This is a genomic window from Pseudofrankia coriaricola, from assembly GCF_001854805.1.
Lineage (GTDB): Bacteria > Actinomycetota > Actinomycetes > Frankiales > Frankiaceae > Pseudofrankia.
This window is the reverse complement of the sequence record NZ_MBLO01000231.1, coordinates 1-15,901: the sequence shown is the minus strand read 5'-3', so window position 1 is coordinate 15,901 and position 15,901 is coordinate 1. Positions and strand designations below refer to the sequence as shown.

Annotated in this window: 14 protein-coding genes and 1 pseudogene; 12 read left to right on the top strand and 3 right to left on the bottom strand. The window is 73.2% G+C overall.

What is annotated here, in order from left to right:
* The first annotated feature begins 197 nt into the window (after positions 1-197).
* The 8 genes and pseudogenes from BCD48_RS29445 to BCD48_RS29415 all read left to right on the top strand — a co-directional run bounded on the left by BCD48_RS29445 (position 198) and on the right by BCD48_RS29415 (position 6,113).
* The gene (locus tag BCD48_RS29445) at positions 198-1,907 is read left to right on the top strand and encodes a LutB/LldF family L-lactate oxidation iron-sulfur protein (protein WP_241842077.1); all 1,710 of its coding nucleotides are present in this window, start codon (positions 198-200) and stop codon (positions 1,905-1,907) included.
* Positions 1,907-2,665: a LutC/YkgG family protein gene (locus BCD48_RS29440; protein WP_071051655.1), complete on the top strand. Its 759-nt coding sequence runs from the start codon at positions 1,907-1,909 to the stop codon at positions 2,663-2,665. The genes BCD48_RS29445 and BCD48_RS29440 overlap by 1 nt, the downstream gene beginning before the upstream one ends.
* 328 nt (positions 2,666-2,993) lie before the next feature.
* Entirely contained in the window at positions 2,994-3,365 is a 372-nt protein-coding gene (locus tag BCD48_RS29435) for a ferredoxin (protein WP_083419383.1), read from the top strand.
* Positions 3,366-3,965: 600 nt separating this feature from the next.
* Positions 3,966-4,481 carry a pyridoxamine 5'-phosphate oxidase family protein gene (locus BCD48_RS29430; protein ID WP_071051654.1) on the top strand — a complete coding sequence of 172 codons (516 nt, stop codon included), beginning with the start codon at positions 3,966-3,968 and terminating at the stop codon, positions 4,479-4,481.
* A 153-nt stretch (positions 4,482-4,634) separates the two neighbouring features.
* Positions 4,635-4,796 (top strand): annotated as a pseudogene (locus tag BCD48_RS56890) (nitroreductase/quinone reductase family protein); the annotation flags it as partial.
* 2 nt (positions 4,797-4,798) lie between these two features.
* Positions 4,799-4,999 (top strand): nitroreductase/quinone reductase family protein, encoded by a 201-nt coding sequence (locus tag BCD48_RS56885; RefSeq protein ID WP_274536592.1) that lies wholly within the window; start codon positions 4,799-4,801, stop codon positions 4,997-4,999.
* 67 nt (positions 5,000-5,066) lie between these two features.
* Positions 5,067-5,555 carry a PPOX class F420-dependent oxidoreductase gene (locus BCD48_RS29420; RefSeq protein ID WP_071051653.1) on the top strand — a complete coding sequence of 163 codons (489 nt, stop codon included), beginning with the start codon at positions 5,067-5,069 and terminating at the stop codon, positions 5,553-5,555.
* 354 nt (positions 5,556-5,909) lie between these two features.
* A complete protein-coding gene (locus tag BCD48_RS29415) occupies positions 5,910-6,113 on the top strand; it encodes a cold-shock protein (protein WP_071051652.1) in 204 nt (67 codons plus the stop codon).
* Between the two features lie 633 nt (positions 6,114-6,746).
* Here BCD48_RS29415 and BCD48_RS55045 read toward each other — a convergent pair.
* Positions 6,747-7,625 (bottom strand): PadR family transcriptional regulator, encoded by an 879-nt coding sequence (locus BCD48_RS55045; protein ID WP_071051651.1) that lies wholly within the window; start codon positions 7,623-7,625, stop codon positions 6,747-6,749.
* 335 nt (positions 7,626-7,960) lie between these two features.
* Between BCD48_RS55045 and BCD48_RS29405 the strand changes: the two genes are divergently transcribed.
* From BCD48_RS29405 to BCD48_RS29395, 3 genes are all read left to right on the top strand, one after another.
* The gene (locus BCD48_RS29405; RefSeq protein ID WP_071051650.1) at positions 7,961-9,241 is read left to right on the top strand and encodes a phosphotransferase; all 1,281 of its coding nucleotides are present in this window, start codon (positions 7,961-7,963) and stop codon (positions 9,239-9,241) included.
* 333 nt (positions 9,242-9,574) lie between these two features.
* Positions 9,575-9,916, top strand: a complete 342-nt coding sequence (locus tag BCD48_RS29400) for a TFIIB-type zinc ribbon-containing protein (protein ID WP_198543445.1) — start codon at positions 9,575-9,577, stop codon at positions 9,914-9,916.
* A gap of 424 nt (positions 9,917-10,340) precedes the next feature.
* Entirely contained in the window at positions 10,341-11,063 is a 723-nt protein-coding gene (locus BCD48_RS29395; protein WP_071051649.1) for a NeuD/PglB/VioB family sugar acetyltransferase, read from the top strand.
* Positions 11,064-11,259: 196 nt separating this feature from the next.
* On the opposite strand, the gene BCD48_RS29390 is transcribed toward BCD48_RS29395, so the two are convergent.
* Together BCD48_RS29390 and lon are read right to left on the bottom strand one after the other, a co-directional pair.
* A complete protein-coding gene (locus BCD48_RS29390) occupies positions 11,260-11,664 on the bottom strand; it encodes a VOC family protein (protein WP_071051648.1) in 405 nt (134 codons plus the stop codon).
* A gap of 249 nt (positions 11,665-11,913) precedes the next feature.
* The gene (lon, locus tag BCD48_RS29385; protein WP_071051667.1) at positions 11,914-14,457 is read right to left on the bottom strand and encodes an endopeptidase La; all 2,544 of its coding nucleotides are present in this window, start codon (positions 14,455-14,457) and stop codon (positions 11,914-11,916) included.
* Between the two features lie 264 nt (positions 14,458-14,721).
* On the opposite strand from lon, the gene BCD48_RS29380 reads away from it, so the two are divergent.
* A complete protein-coding gene (locus BCD48_RS29380; protein ID WP_071051647.1) occupies positions 14,722-15,768 on the top strand; it encodes an alpha/beta hydrolase in 1,047 nt (348 codons plus the stop codon).
* Positions 15,769-15,901 lie beyond the last annotated feature (133 nt).

The window sequence follows — 15,901 nt, the reverse complement described above, 5'->3', positions numbered from 1 at the left end:
ATGCCGGCCACGGCCCCGCCAGTCCTCTCGGCCGGTGGCCGTCCGCCCCGGCCAGGCTCGGACGTCGAAGTGTGTCATCTGAGCCTGCCTATAGGCAGGCTCATCCACCACAGTTCGCCGCTGGGGGCAGCGACTGTGTCATCTCAGCGTGCCTATAGGCACGCTGAGATGACACAGATCGTCGGCGGGGGCGGGTCGTGACGGCGGCGAGCGGGCCGGCGGGGGCCTCCCCGGCGACGTTTCTGGGGCTGCCGGCGGTGGTGCCGCCGACGGCGCCACGCGGGGTGGGGATGCTGCGCGGCGACGAGCCGTTCCCGGTGGCCGCGCGCCGGGCGCTCGGTGACGCCCAGCTGCGCCGTAACCTCGGGAAGGCGACAGGCACGATCCGCGGGCGCCGGGCACGCGTCGTCGCCGAGCTCGACGACTGGGACCAGCTGCGCGCGGCCGGCGCCGCGATCAAGGACGACGTGCTCGCGCACCTGGGCGACTACCTGGTCCAGCTGGAGGAGCAGGTCACCGCGCGCGGCGGCGTCGTCCACTGGGCGCGCGACGCGAACGAGGCGAACCGGATCGTCGTCGACCTCGTCCGCGCCGCGGGCGCCACCGAGGTCGTCAAGGTCAAGTCGATGGCGACCCAGGAGATCGGCCTGAACGAGGCGCTCGCCGACGCCGGCGTCGCGGCCTGGGAGACCGACCTCGCCGAGCTCATCGTCCAGCTCGGCCACGACCGGCCAAGCCACATCGTCGTGCCGGCGATCCACCGCAACCGTGCCGAGATCCGAGACATCTTCGCCCGGGAGATGGGCGCGTCCGGCGGCGTCCCCGCGCCACCCGGGCTGACCGACGAGCCCCGAGCGCTCGCCGAGGCCGCCCGCCGACACCTGCGGCAGCGCTTCCTGTCGGCCCGGGTCGCGATCAGCGGGGCGAACTTCGCCGTCGCCGAGACCGGCACGCTCGCCGTCGTCGAGTCCGAGGGCAACGGCCGGATGTGCCTGACGCTGCCCGACACGCTCATCACCGTGATGGGCCTGGAGAAGATCGTCCCGACCTGGCGCGACCTCGAGGTCTTCCTCCAGCTGCTGCCCCGCTCGGCGACCGGTGAGCGGATGAACCCGTACACGTCGATGTGGACAGGTGTGGCACCCGGCGACGGCCCCCGCGCGTTCCACCTGGTGCTGCTCGACAACGGCCGCACGGCGACGCTCGCGGACCCGGCCGGGCGGGCGGCGTTGCGCTGCATCCGGTGCGCGGCCTGCCTGAACGTCTGCCCCGTCTACGAGCGGACCGGAGGTCACGCCTACGGGTCGGTCTACCCCGGCCCGATCGGCGCGGTGCTGTCCCCGCAGCTCGCCGGCGTCGCCGACAACCCGTCGCTGCCGTACGCGTCGACGCTGTGCGGGGCCTGCCTGGACGCCTGCCCCGTCGCGATCGACATCCCGTCCATGCTGGTCCACCTGCGGGCCAAGGTGGTGGACGCCGGGCGCGGCGCCGGCCACCCGCCCAAGCCCGAACGGGCTGTGATGGCCGCGGCCGCCTGGACGATGGCGAAACCGGACCGCTGGGCGCGCGCCCTGCGCGCCGCCCGCCTCGGCCGGCTGCTCGGGCGCCGCCGCGGCGCGATCGGGCGGCTGCCACCACCGCTGGCCGCCTGGACCGCCAGCCGCGACCTGCCGCTCCCCCCGGCCGAGACCTTCCGCGACCGCTGGTCGCGCCAGCGGTCCGGCCCCGACGGCCCGGACGCGCCGGACAGCCTGAACGCGCCAGACCCGCTGGACGGCCCGAACGCGTCGAACCCACTGGACGACCCGGACGCACCGGGCGCGCGGGACCTCCAGGATGCGCGGATCGGCCAAGACGCCCCGGGCGGCCGAGACGCGCCGGACGAGCCGGACGAGAGGACGCCGTGATGAGTCGGACAGACCCATCGCCGTCTGATGACGCGCGGGCAGAGGTCCTGGCCCGGGTGCGCGCCGCGCTCGCCGACCGGCCGGCCGCACCGCCCGCCTCCCGGGACTACCGCACCGCCGGCGACGGTTCCCCGAGCCTTGCGGCGGACGCGCCACGGGAGGCGTTACTGGAGCTGCTGGCCGGCCGGCTCGTCGACTACCACGCGCTCGTCCGCCGGGTCCCAACTGGACCGGCCGCACCCGCCGGCCCGACGAATGACGCGAGCGACGGGAACGACGGGAACGACGGGAACGACGACGGAGATATAGCCGCCGCCGTCGCGGATGCGCTCACCCAGCGCGGCGCGCGGCGCCTGGTCCGCCCACCGGGTCTGCCGGCCGGCTGGCTCGCCGCGGCGCGCGGGATCGAGGCGGTCGACGACGAGCCGCCGCTCACGGCCGCCGAGCTGGATGTGCTCGACGGGGTGCTGACCGGTTGCGCGCTGGCGATCGCCGAGACCGGGACGATCGTGCTCGACGGCGGGCCCGGGCAGGGCCGCCGCGCGCTGTCCCTGGTCCCGGACTACCACCTGGTGGTCGTGCGCGCCGACCAGGTGGTCGCCGGTGTGCCGGACGCGCTCGCGCGCCTGCGCGCCGCCGGCCGCGCGACCCGCCCGCTGACCTGGATCAGCGGGCCGAGCGCCACCAGCGACATCGAGCTCCACCGCGTCGAGGGTGTCCACGGCCCCCGCACGCTGGAGGTCGTCCTCGTCGAGTAAGCCGGGGAACGGGGCGGGTGACGGGCAGTCGGATCGCTGACACGTCTCCGGGCCTGCACACAGCGCGCGTTCAGTCAGCTCCAAGGGTAGGCGCCCACTCTGACGGTGATGCCTCGATCGTTGCTGCCCGGCTCGTCCGCACCACGCTGCGCGTCTTCACCGCGGACCTGGCGGCGCATAGGGCCGGCCGCTGCATCGTTTCCGTCACGTGCTCGCCGTCATTCCAGGTGCTGTGACGCAGCGACGCGGGTAGTTCCTGACGTGGCGGCGCCCGCCACCGAACCGCCGGCGCAGTCCTGAGCCCCACACCAGCCGGAAGGACCCAGCAATGTCCAGTGGATCATCGCAGTGGTCAGCCAGTTCACGCGGCCCGGCTCAGTCGGAGACGGCCACGCATGCGGGCGGCGGCGCCCGCGCCGCGGTGAAGCCGCCGACGAGTTGGCTGCTCACCGTCGACTGGACCGCGTGCGACGGCCGCGGCTGGTGCGTCGAGCTGCTGCCCGAGGTGCTCGCCCAGGACCGCTGGGGCTACCCGGTCTCCCGCGAGGACGCGGCCCGCGCGGCCGCCGCCCGTGACGGCGAGCTCCCCCCGGGCCGCCCGAGTCGCGACATCCCGGTCCCGCCGCCCATGGCGGCGCACGCCCGCCGCGCCGCCGACACCTGCCCGCGCCAGGCGCTCCGGCTGCGCTATGTCTCTTAGCAGGGCTTTGTCAGGTTGCTCTGACCGGCGCATGCGGACGCGTCGGAGGCGCGGTGAGCGCGATCTCCGTTCCTCGTCTGCACAGGTCACGAGCTCGGGCAATTGATCTTCCGGTCTCCGGCGAGAGAGCGGCCGGCCTCGTGCTCCCGGAAGATGCCGACGTGTTTGTGACCACGCTCTGTGGCATTCTCGGGCAATACCGGACGGGCCGGAGCCTGCGTGGGAGTACGACTTCTTCGTCAGCTACGCGGCGGCGGACCGGCGAGCAGGCGGCGGACGAGGCTCTGCCGCGGCACGCGAGCCGTCACTACGTCGCCGTGCGCAGCTCCCGCCCCCTGGGTACCCCCGGATCGTCTCCTCACCATGGATCCCCCGGGCGGCCTGGTCGACCCATGATCGGCGGGTCCGCGCAGGGACATCGCACCCCACGCCTGTCTGGCGCCGACGAGGCTGCTCGACCATCGAGAGGCCATCGTCGGCATCGTGACGTCGATCCCCGTCGGCCCTGGCCCAGGGGCACTGTGCCGGCCGGTGTCGGCGGCACAAGTGGCACGCAGACCGACACCGACGCAGACAGCGCATGAAGAGAAAGAGGATCAGGTGGGAGCAAATCGGCGGTCCCAGGTCGAGATGACGGCCGAGGAGATCTCGGCCTATGTGGCGACGCGACGCACGGCGACGCTGGTCTCGCTCGGGCCGGCCGGCCATCCGCACGCCGTCGCGATGTGGTTCGCCGTCCTCGACGGAGTGCTGTGGTTCGAGACGAAGGCGAAGGCGCAGAAGGCGCTCAACATCCGCCGCGACCCGCGGGTCACCGTCCTGATGGAGGACGGCCTGACCTATGACACGCTGCGCGGAGTCTCGATGGAGGGCCGAGCCGAGATCGTGGACGACCCCGAGGCGCTGTGGGCCGTCGGCGTGAATGTCTGGGAGCGCTACAACGGGCCCTACAGCGACGAGGCGAAGCCGCTTGTGGAATTCATGCTCCACAAGCGCATCGCCGTACGCTTCGACGTCCAGCGCACCCGTTCCTGGGATCATCGCAAGCTCGGCATGAGCCCGATACCCCTCGGGGGGACGACCGCCCCCCATCACGCCGCGTCCGACACCCTGTAGGCCGCTCACTTTCAGGAGCTTCGGTGGCACGTTTCTCCCTGCCCGAGGAGGCCCCCAACGGCCTGGACTCCCCCACGACGGCCATGGCCATCAAGTACATGGCCAGAACCAGGTGAGGATCTTCAAGCTGACCAATGGGCGCGTCGGCGGCAAGTGGCGCGTGTCGGGGCCGGTTTCCGCCGGCCGGCGCCGACGCTGCTTCTGGAGCACCGCGGCCGCAGGTCCGGGAAGCTGTTCACCACCCCGCTCCTGTACCCACGGTCCGGTGACGATCTGGTCGTCGTGGCCTCCCAGGGCGGGCTGCCGAAGAACCCGCAGTGGTATCTGAACCTGATCGCCCACCCCGGGACTCAGGTCCATCTGAAGGGCCGGCGGGATGTCCCCGTCCTCGCCGGGTCGCCTCGCCCGAGGAACGGGCCGGCCTGTGGCCGCGACTGGTCGACCTCTACGCCGACTTCGCGAGGTATCAGGGCTGGACAGACCGCGAAATCCCCGTCATCATCCTGGCCCCGCGCTGATGCCCTCCCGCCGGGCAGGCCTCACCCGGCGGGCTCACCACGGTGGCATGGCCGTCACCCGGCATCCATGCCGGAAATCTCATGGCACAGCACACCGGCATGCGGAAAGGAGCACGGTGTGAATGGTCTGCCACCCACGTTGAGAGAGCTGGTCGAATCCGGGCCCATGGCTCACCTCAGCACCATCAACCCCGATGGAAGCCCACAGGTGACCGTGATCTGGATCGGGCCCGACGGCGATGACCTGGTCAGCGGACATATGTCGTGGTACACGAAGCTGCGCAACCTCGACCAGGACCCGCGGGCGGTATTGTCCTTCGACGCGCCGCGCGCGCCAGGCATCTTCATGAGCCAGTACGCCGTGGTGCATGCGCGGGCCACCATTCAGCCGACCGACGACGCATGGGACCTGCTCAACCGGCTGGCGAAGGTCTACATCTCCCCCGACGCCGAGTTCCTGGCACCGAAGGGGCCTGGCTACACCGTGCGTTACTCCGTCCAGTACTCCGTCCAGCGCATCGGCGGCGTCGGCCCCTGGGCACCGGCCTCGCGCTGACCACCGGCCTGGCTGCCGGACCCACACCATCGCGCGGCTGCGGCCTGGACTCGTGGCCCGCCGTCCCGCGGTTCCCATCGGCCGAACTGGTCCGTCTGTCCAGAGGTGCCGGGTCGGCCGTGTGCGCGGCCATTACCCCATTCGCACCCCAGGAGCGTGCAAACGGACGGGATCCGGTCGGGCCACGACAGGACCGCCAGTGCCGATGGCGGGTAGGGTGGTGGTGTTACCGGTTCCCCGCTGTATGAACGTCATGCATCGTCGAACGGAACGGCCGGACGTGGGGCGCTCCTCGGCCGGCGCGAGACCGGGAGACGAAGGACGTCTGCCGGGAAAGTAGCAAGGAGAACGCTCGTGGCTCAGGGTACCGTCAAGTGGTTCAACGCGGAGAAGGGTTTCGGATTCATCTCCGTGGACGGTGGCGGTCCGGACGTGTTCGTCCACTTCTCGGCGATTATGTCGGACGGCTACAAGTCGCTTGACGAGGGACAGAACGTGCAGTTCGAGATCGTGCAGGGCCAGAAGGGTCCGCAGGCTGACAAGGTTCAGCCCGTCTGACGACCCCTCGACCTCAGACAAAGCAGCGCGCGGCCGCCGGGCCGCGCGCTGCTTTGTTCTTAGCCGACGCCCAGAGCTTCACCGGATCAGCCTGATGCCGTTTCAAGCAAGGCTGGCCGGTGACCTTGTCGCACTGTCAGTTTGACCGGCGGAACTGTACGCGGATGCGAACCGGCGGGGCCTGGCGTTCGGATCGGCGCACAGCCCCGGCGATCTTCGGCGCTCCTGAAGCCGGTGAGCCACGTAGATCGCGGACGGGGTATGCGCAAAAGAGGCAAATCGGGATATGTGGCGTTAGTCGGCATACCCGCACGACGATCACGGGCCGAGCATTGCCTGCCGAGCACCGGTGATCGCTGGCTGGGCATGCGAACTGGCGTCCGGCTACCGTCGAGGGCCGCCCTGACGAGATCCACCGGAGAGGCCGTGGAGGGGGCCCGGTCGGGCGTCGCGCGCAGGGAGCCCTGCGCGCGACGCCCGACCGGGTTTGTGAGAAGGGCCTCGTCGTTCAGAATGAGCGGCAAATCTTGGCTGCGCCTTAAGAAAGGCTTTAGAGCTGCTGACGGAACGGCGGAGTCCGGCCCGCCGGAGACGGGCCGGACTCCGCCGGGAGCTACTCGCCAGCGCCGGTGGTCACTCGCCGGCGGCGGGCGCGGCGCCACCCGAGGCGGATGCCGCGGGCGGCTCCGGGGCCGGCTCGGCGGCCGGCTCGGCGGAGTCGCCGGCCGACTCGGCGGAGTCGCCGGCCGACTCGGCGGTGGGCTCGCCGGCCAGAATCAGGTACAGCGCCCGGCGAGCGTCCGTGAGGATCTTGTGGGCGGCCGCGATCTGGTCGGCGTCGCCGGTCCTCGCGACCTGCCAGGTGGCCGCGTGCAGCTCCTGGACCGGGCCGATCAGGCTGGCGCCGCCGCCGGCGCGGGCGGTGAACCCGGCGAACGGGTCCCCGAGCGCCGCGCGGTTCGCGGTGACGTGCTCCCGGCCAGCCTCGGTGAGGGTGACCAGGCGCCGGCCGCCATCGGCGGTGACGGTAACCAGGCCCTCGTCCTCGAGCTGGCTGATCGTCGGGTAGACGGCGCCGGGGCTGGGCTGCCAGGCGCCGCCGGTGCGCTCGGCGATCGCCTGCATCAGCTGGTAGCCGTGCATCGGGCCGTCCGCGTCGGCGAGCAGCAGCAGCACGGCGGCGCGGACGTCGCCGCGGCCGGCGCGGCCGCGGCCGCCACCCGGGCGCCCCCGTCGTCCCCACGGCCCGGCCGTCCAGGGCCCCGGCCCGCCCGGGGGCACCGGGCCGGGAGGCATCGCTCCCATGGGCGGCGGTCCACCGAACACCCCGAGGCCGGGGCCAGGGAACGGACCCGCGCCTGGGCCTGGGAACGGGCCCATGCCAGGACCGGGGTGGTGCGCGAACCCGTGGCCGTGCCGGCGGAACGGGCCGTGGTGCCGCCGGCCGCCGCCGCGCGGGCCGGGCTCCTCCTCCGGGCGTGGTCCGGGCCAATCACGATGATCGAACTTCATGGTGGTGTCTCCTTGCGGAATGTGCGCGTATGCGCGCTGATGGAGGTAGGTGCGTGGGGGCGTCCGACGGGTATCCGATCGGCGCGGCCAAGCGCGCCAGCCGAGCCCGGCGCCTCCCACGAGAGCCACCGGCACCTGGCTCGCTCCCGGGCGTTTGCCTGTCTGGAGCTCACCAGTGTTTCAGTGACACGCTCACGATATATCGCGTTAGGACGCTTGGCAAGTCCCGACCGCCGGTCGGGCGAACGTTGCCGGGAACCGCACCTGGTCGGCCGCGCGGCCGCGCGGTCCCGCGGACGCGGCTGCGATCCCGGCCGGGTTGGTTGAATCACAGGGTGGACGGCACACCTGCGCGGACGACCCCGGCGGGGAGGGCGACCAGCGCGGCCGGCGAGGCCAACGGGCCCCTGGCCGCCGCACCGCCGGACGCGACAGCGGCCCGGACGCTTCTGGACGGCATGGCCGCGCTAGCCGCCCGGTTGGTGGGGCCGGGCGGTGACGGTGGCGAAGCCGTCGAGGTGATCTCGCGGCGGCATGACCGGCTGGTGGTCCGGCGCGGGGGTGTGGTGCTGAAGGCGCACCAGGCCGGTGTCGACCCGGCCGCGCTCGCGGCCCGGCTGCTCGCCGCGGCCGACCCCTGCCTCGCCGCGGCCCTGCTCGCGCCGCTGCCGGTCCCGGGCGCCGAGCTTGGCGGCTATGCGGCCCGAGTCGGTGGGCGCTGGGTCAGCGCCTGGCCGTTCGGCGTGGCGCTCGGGCCGGACGACGCGGACGACGCGCCGTGGGAGCAGGCCGCCGCGCTGCTGGCCCGGCTGCACACCGCGCCATGTCCCACGGGCATCGCGGCCCTGGCCGCGCACCCGCGCAGACGGTTGGCACCCGCGGTCGAGGCACTCCGGCGCCAGGCAGCGACGTTGCCTCCGGCTGCGGCACCCGCGGTCGCGGGGGCGCCGAAGACCGCGCGGCCGCCGGCGGCCGAGGGGGCGCAGGCGGCCGGAGGCGTCCCGGTCTCCGGCGGCTCGGCGCGGGACGCGGTGCTGGCCGCCTATCGCGCGCTGCCGGACCGGGACGCGGTCGCGACCGCGCGGCCCGGCCGGCCCGTCACGCTGATCCATGGCGACTGGCACCTCGGTCAGCTGGTCAGGACCGACTCTGACGGATGGCGGCTGGTCGACATCGACGACCTGGGGGTCGGCGACCCGGCATGGGACCTGGCCAGGCCCGCTGCCTGGTTCGCCGCCGGGCTGCTGCCGCCCGCGGTGTGGGCGCGGTTCGTCGACACCTATCGGGCCGCCGGCGGGCCGGCGCTGTCCACTGACGGCGATCCCTGGCCCGCCGTCGACGTGCCCGCCCGGACGTTGGTCGTCGAGTACGCCGCCCGTGCCCTCACCGCGTCGCTGCCGACGGCCTCCGATGGTGACCGGGACAGGGTCGGCCACGACGTGTACGAGAACAGCGCCGCGGGCGGGCCCCGAGAGAGCCGCCGGGACCTTGGCGAGCCGGACGGCGACAGGCAGGAAGGCGACGGCAGGGACGGCGACGGCGACGGTGTCGGCCCCGATGGGCTGGACTCGCTGGGCCATGCGTTCGTCACCTGCTGCCGCCGGATGCTCTCGTAGTGCCGTTCTCGGCAACGTTCGCCCGCGCTCGCCACGCAAGATCGCCAGGACTGTACTCGGATCCGTGCTCCGGGCCTCGCCCGTTCGGATCCGAGTACAGAACCGCTGGTCAAGCCCACGATGCGGCGATGCCACCGGGCCGACCTTGGCTGATGCGGCACCAGACGCCGTCCCATCGCGGCGGCAGCCTGGCGGCGGCGCGGCCGCTCGGCGGCGGCGGCTCGGCGGCGGGCAAGACCTGGCGCGAGTCGTACATTTGACAGCGATGTAGAGGGTGCGAGGTCAGTAGGCTTCGGACCCGACGAGCCCGCCTCCCTCGATGGGTAGGTACACATGAGCCAACCGACGATGCAGTGTCCCAAGTGCCACGCGATGATGCGGACCTACAACCGCAACGGTGTCCAGATCGAGCAGTGCGACGGCTGCCGCGGGATCTTCCTCGACTATGGCGAGCTGGAGGCGCTGACCCGGCTGGAGTCGCAGTGGGCGCAGCCGGCTCCGCCCGCCCCGCCGCCGGCCGGGCAGCCCTACGGCCAGCCCGCCTATGGCCAGCCCGCCTACGGTCAGCCAGCCTGGGGCCACGGCGGCCAGGCGAGCCATGGCGTGTTCGGCCACGGGCGCGGCCACGGCCGCCACGGGCAGGGCGGCTTCTTCAACGCGCTGTTCTCGTCCTGACCCGGGCCTCCTGACCATCCCGGGCCGAGGCGTCGCGGCGTCCGCGGCTCGGGCCGAGACCGGGCTGGCCGATCGCCCGGGAGGGCATGCACAAGGCCACGCCAGGCCTGGCCGGGCGATGCCCGGGCCAGGTTCGGGCATCGCTCGCCGGCCCCACAATGGTGAGCGGATCGGCTCCGTACCAAGTGTCTCGTCGCACGAATGTCGCGCGGGGTAACCGTTCCGCCGGGCGGTACTGGCCGGCGGGCCCATGATTGTCGCGGTGCCGCGGCTGATGTTCCGTGTGCAACGATACTGAGGCCCCTCGCGATTGAGATCCCTCGCGCCGTCCGTGGACTCTTCACGGCGGATGAACGAGGCGCGTCATGCCTGCGCGGAATACCTCGGAGCGCCTTTGAACGGCTGAAGCCGTATAAAGGACAGCATGACCGCCGCCGGGCCCGTCCCGCTGCTCATCGTCGGCGCTGGTGGCCTGGCCCGGGAGGCGGCGGAGGCCGCCCGCGCGTCCGGTGAGCACCACGTCGTGGGCTTCCTTGACGACAACCCGGCGTTGTGGGGCGCCCCGATCGGGGGCGCCCAGGTACTTGGCGGCCTGGAACGGGTGGCCCACTACCCGCGGGCCCGCCTACTGCTCGGGCCCGGCCGTGGGCGCTCGCGCGCCGTGCTGCGTCACCGGCTCGAGGAGATGGGCATCGGCGCCGACCGCTACACCAGCGTGATTCACCCGCGCACCGTGGTACCGCCCTCGTGCTCCGTCGGGGCCGGTTCGGTGCTGCTCGCGGGTGTCGTGCTCACCGCGGACGTGACCGTCGGCCAGCACGTCGCGGTGATGCCGAACGCGGTGCTCGCCCACGACGTCGTCGTCGAGGACTACGTGAGCGTCTGCGCGGCGGTGACGCTCGCCGGCTCCGTGCGGGTGCGCGCCGGGGCCTACCTGGGGCAGAACTGCGCCGTCCGCGAGGGGCTGACGGTGGGCGCCTGGTCGATGATCGGCATGGGCGCGGCCGTGGTCAGCGGGGTCGGCGACAGCGAGATCTGGGCGGGCGTGCCGGCTCAGCTGCTGCGCCCGTCGGTGGGGCCGCCCCCGGTCCCGACGGGCCCGTCGGGCGCCGCGACCCGCACGGGACTCGCGCGTTCCGGTCGCTGAACGGGCGGGGCCGATATCCGTTCGGACGCCGCCCCGGCGCGCAATCCCCGGGCCATTCTGGCCGATATCCGTACCTGCCGGTGTCCGCGCCGATACGCCGGAATGGCGTCTGGGTGGTCGTCGGGTGACGGAACGGCTCCGAAATCCAGAATCGTGCGGCCGACGGCCGGCCACGGCGGCCCGGGACCGGAATCATTCAGGAACGCGCTTCACCTCGAAGGGGTCCGCCGGAGAACTGGGTTACCGACAATGTGTGACCGTCCGGATCGTTGAACCACACGATCCGGTCACCGTCCGGCGAGGTCCAGATACCAAGGCCGTCCTGGTCGATGCCGTCGTAGCGGTTGACCCGCGCGCCCCGGTCGGTGAGCCAGCGCACGGCGCCGGTGATGTCCTCCACCCTCCAGCCGAGCGTCGTGAAGGGCTGGGGCATGACCTCGCGCACCGTGCTGACGCGCAGTATGGTCCCGGCCACCTGGAACACCGCCGCCGACGGCGTCTCCTCCAGCAGCGGGAGCCCGAGGACGCCCTGGTAGAAGTTCAGCGCCCGGTCGAGATCAACCGTCGGCACAAAGGCAATTAGCTCAGCGTCAGCAAGCACTCCCCCACCGTCCTGTACAGCCGACACCCCTAAGGTAACATCATCTCACCGTGATGTTTCATCCACCAAAGGAGACGTCGCCAACCGAGATGCCACCCGACACCAACGGGTAACCACGCCGACGGTGAAACAGCGTCGACGCGGCACGACCCCGTGGCGACATCGCCACGGCACACGGCACACGACGCCGACGGCCGGCCGGTGGACCGTTCGTCCACCGGCCGGCCGTGGGTCACCGGGTGCCGCTGCCTAGGCGGCGATCATGGCGCCCCGCGCCGGGTCGAACGCGGCAGGCTCGAGGGCCAGGTCGAGGACCTCGCGCACGTCGGAGACCAGGTGGACGGTGAGCGCGTCGCGCACCGCCGCCGGCACGTCGTCCAGGTCCGGGCCGTTGCGGCTCGGCAGCAGGACGGTCGTGAGGCCGGCCCGATGGGCCGCCAGCAGCTTCTGCTTGACGCCGCCGATCGGCAGCACCCGGCCGGTCAGCGACACCTCGCCGGTCATCGCCACCTCGGCCCGCACCGGGCGGCCCGACAGCAGCGACGCCAGCGCCGTGGTCATCGTGACGCCCGCGCTCGGCCCGTCCTTGGGCACCGCGCCCGCCGGGACGTGGACATGCACGCCCCGCTCGGCCAGGTCCCCGACCGGCAGCTCCAGCTCGGCGCCGCGCGAGCGCAGGTAGGACAGCGCGATCTGCGCCGACTCCTTCATCACGTCACCCAGCTGGCCCGTCAGCGTCAGCCCGCCGGTCGCTCCGCTTTCCCTGTCGGCCAGCGACGCCTCGATGAACAGCACGTCGCCGCCGACGCCGGTGACCGCGAGCCCGGTCGCCACGCCTGGCAGGGCGGTGCGCTCGGCCGACTCGGGCGTGTGCCGCGGCCTGCCGAGGTAGCCGACCAGGTCGCCCGCGCCGACCGTCACCGGCAGCGTCACGGCGCCCTCCGGCGCCGCCTCCCTCGCCGCGGGCACGCCGCCACCAGCCGCATCCGAACCGGTCGCGCCGGCACCGGAGGCGTCGGAGCTGAGTGTGCCCATCGCGGCCTTCGTGGCGATCTTGCGCAGCACCCGGGCAATGGAGCGCTCCAGGTCACGCACGCCCGCCTCGCGGGTGTACTCCCCAGCGAGCAGCCGCAGCGCCCCGTCGTCGATCGTCACGTCCGCCGCGGCGAAGCCGGCCCGCTCGAGCTGGCGCGGCAGCAGATGGTCGCGGGCGATGACGACCTTCTCGTCCTCGGTGTACCCGTCAAGCCGGACGAGCTCCATCCGGTCCAGCAGCGGCCCGGGAATCGCCTCGGCGACGTTGGCCGTCGCGAGGAACAGCACGTCGGACAGGTCCAGCTCGACCTCGAGGTAGTGGTCGCGGAACGTGTGGTTCTGCGCCGGGTCGAGCACCTCCAGCAGGGCGGCCGTCGGGTCGCCTCGGTAGTCGGCGCCCAGCTTGTCGACCTCATCGAGCAGCACGACCGGGTTCATCGTGCCGGCCTCGCGGATGGCCCGGACGATCCGGCCGGGCAGCGCGCCCACGTAGGTGCGCCGGTGGCCACGGATCTCGGCCTCGTCGCGCACGCCGCCGAGCGCGACCCGGACGAACTTCCGCCCCATCGCGCGGGCGACCGACTCGCCGAGCGAGGTCTTGCCGACTCCGGGCGGGCCGGCCAGGGCCAGCACCGCGCCGCTGCGCCGCCCGCCGACGACGCCGAGGCCGGCGTCCGAGCGCCGGCGGCGCACGGCGAGGTACTCGACGATCCGCTCCTTGACGTCGTCGAGGCCGGCGTGGTCGGCGTCCAGCACGGCGCGGGCGCCCGCGAGGTCGTAGGACTCCTCCGTGCGCTCGTTCCACGGGATGTCGAGCACGGTGTCCAGCCAGGTCCGGATCCAGCCGCCCTCGGGTGACTGGTCGGAGGTCCGCTCGAGTTTGTCGACCTCCTTCAGGGCCGCCTCGCGGACCTTCTCCGGCAGGTCGGCCGCCTCGACACGGGCCCGGTAGTCGTCCTGCTCGTCGCCGGCGCCGTCGCCGCCTTCGCCGCCCTTGCCGGACAGCTCGCGCAGCTCCTTGCGGACGGCCTCCAGCTGGCGGCGCAGCAGGAACTCGCGCTGCTGGCGGTCCATGCCCTCCTGGACGTCCTTGCGGATCGTCTCGGCGACGTCGAGCTCGGCCAGGTGCTCCCTGGTCCAGCCGAGGACCTTCTCCAGCCGGGCCGCGACGTCAGCGGTCTCCAGCAGCGCCAGCTTCTGCGCGGCGGTGAGGTACGGGGCGTAGCCGGCGGTGTCGGCGAGCGCCGACGGGTCCTCGATCGCGGTCACCGAGTCGACGACCTGCCACGCGCCGCGCTGCTGCAGCAGGGTGGTCACGAGCGCCTTGTACTCACGGGCGAGGTCGGCGACCTTGCCCGACGAGGTCGCGACGCCCGCGGCGTCGTCGAGAACGGTCGCCTCGACCCACAGCGCGGCGCCGGGGCCGGTGCTGCCGGTGCCGATGCGGGCGCGGGCCACCGCGCGGACGACCGCCGCGGGCTCACCACCCGGCAGCCGGCCGACCTGCTCGATGACGCCGAGCGCGGCCACCGGCGCGTACTTGCCGTCCAGTCGAGGTGTCAGCAGGACCTGCGCCTTGCGGCCGTCAGCCGGGCCTACCGAGCCGGCGTTGTCGGGCGACCGCGACTGGGCGGACGCCCTGGCCGCGTCCACCGCGGCGCGTGTCTCGACGTCGGAGAGCGGGAGCGGCACGACCATGCCGGGCAGCACGACCACGTCGTCGAGCGGCAGAACAGGCAGCACACGAGTCTGGGGCACGAAGCACATCCCTCACGGTCAACAGAGCGGTCATCGCCAAGCCCAGAGAACTTGACACTGATCGACTCAAGTCATCGGAGCCAGTCATTGTTCCCCGCCGGCCGCCGTGCCTGTTCGCCGAGACCGAACAGACAGCCGCGGGTGGCCGGGCCTGCCCAGCTGGGAGCGCTCGCCCCGTTTTGTCGCGCCCCGGCGCCAGTGGATGGATGCTGCTGACCAGCCGCGACGCTCGCCGCCGGGCAGCAGAGGAGCCGAGGAGCAGCCATGACGATCGCAACGCCACCTGTCCCCGCGCCGAGCGCGGAACCCGCGTCAGTCGGGCCGCCGCCGCCGTTCGACGCGGAGATGGCCGCCATCGTGGAGTCGATCGCCGAGTTCCTGCCTTCGGCGATCACCCCGGACATGATCCCCCGGTTACGTGGCGACGGCGGTGTCGCGACCGGACTGACGAACGACGACCTGGCCAGGGGTGGGGCGTTCGAGATCAGCGAGGTGTCCGTACCCGGCCCGGCCGGGGCGCCCGACGTGGCGCTGCTCGTCTGCCGCCCGACGGCGGCGACGATCGAGGCGGCCGGCGCCGACCCGCGCACCGCCCAGCCCATGATCTACCACTCCCACGGCGGAGGAATGATCATCGGAGACTTCCGGACGGGGCTGCCGGGCGTCCTGGACTGGGCCCAGCAGCTGGGCCTGGTGGCCGTCTCGGTCGACTACCGGCTCGCGCCCGAGCACCCGCACCCGGCGCCGGTCGAGGACTGCTACGCCGGCCTGCGCTGGACCGCCGACCACGCCGCCGAGCTCGGCGGCGACCCCGACCGCCTCATCCTCGCGGGCCTGTCGGCCGGCGGCGGGCTGTCCGCCGCGCTGGCGCTGCTCGCCCGCGACCGGGGCGGCCCGGCGCTCGCCGGCCAGGTGCTCACGTCCCCGATGCTCGACGACCGCAACGACACCCCGTCCGCCGTCCAGATGGCCGGCCGCGGCGTCTGGGACCGCTCCGCCAACGAGACCGGCTGGGGCGCGCTGCTCGGCCCCGCGCGCGGCGGGCCTGATGTGTCCCCCTACGCCGCGCCGGCGCGGGCGACGGACCTGTCCGGGCTGCCGCCGGCCTACATCGACGTCGGCTCGGCCGAGACCTTCCGCGACGAGGACGTCGCCTACGCGAGCGGCATCTGGCGGGCGGGCGGCCAGGCCGAGCTGCACGTCTGGCCCGGCGGCTTCCACGGCTTCGACATGATCGCCCCCCAGACCGCCCTCGCCCGCCAGGCCAAGGCCGCCCGCCTCCTGTGGCTGCGCCGCCTCCTCGGGAGGTAGCGCGGCCGGTAGCGCGGCGGCCCCGCCGGGTGCCGCCGGGCGTTGCGCGACCGACGGCACCACACCCAGATCCCCCAACACCCCGGCAAGCCACGCCTCTTCCAGGCCGCCAGGCAACCCCCCAGATCAGGCC

What these genes read in the sequence shown, in the direction of transcription:
- BCD48_RS29440 (WP_071051655.1), top strand. Translation starts at nt 1,907, where the DNA reads ATGAGTCGGACAGACCCATCGCCGTCTGATGACGCGCGGGCAGAGGTC.
- BCD48_RS29435 (WP_083419383.1), top strand. Translation starts at nt 2,994, where the DNA reads ATGTCCAGTGGATCATCGCAGTGGTCAGCCAGTTCACGCGGCCCGGCT.
- BCD48_RS29420 (WP_071051653.1), top strand. Translation starts at nt 5,067, where the DNA reads ATGCCGGAAATCTCATGGCACAGCACACCGGCATGCGGAAAGGAGCAC.
- BCD48_RS55045 (WP_071051651.1), bottom strand. Translation starts at nt 7,625, where the DNA reads ATGAAGTTCGATCATCGTGATTGGCCCGGACCACGCCCGGAGGAGGAG.
- BCD48_RS29400 (WP_198543445.1), top strand. Translation starts at nt 9,575, where the DNA reads ATGAGCCAACCGACGATGCAGTGTCCCAAGTGCCACGCGATGATGCGG.
- BCD48_RS29395 (WP_071051649.1), top strand. Translation starts at nt 10,341, where the DNA reads ATGACCGCCGCCGGGCCCGTCCCGCTGCTCATCGTCGGCGCTGGTGGC.
- BCD48_RS29380 (WP_071051647.1), top strand. Translation starts at nt 14,722, where the DNA reads ATGACGATCGCAACGCCACCTGTCCCCGCGCCGAGCGCGGAACCCGCG.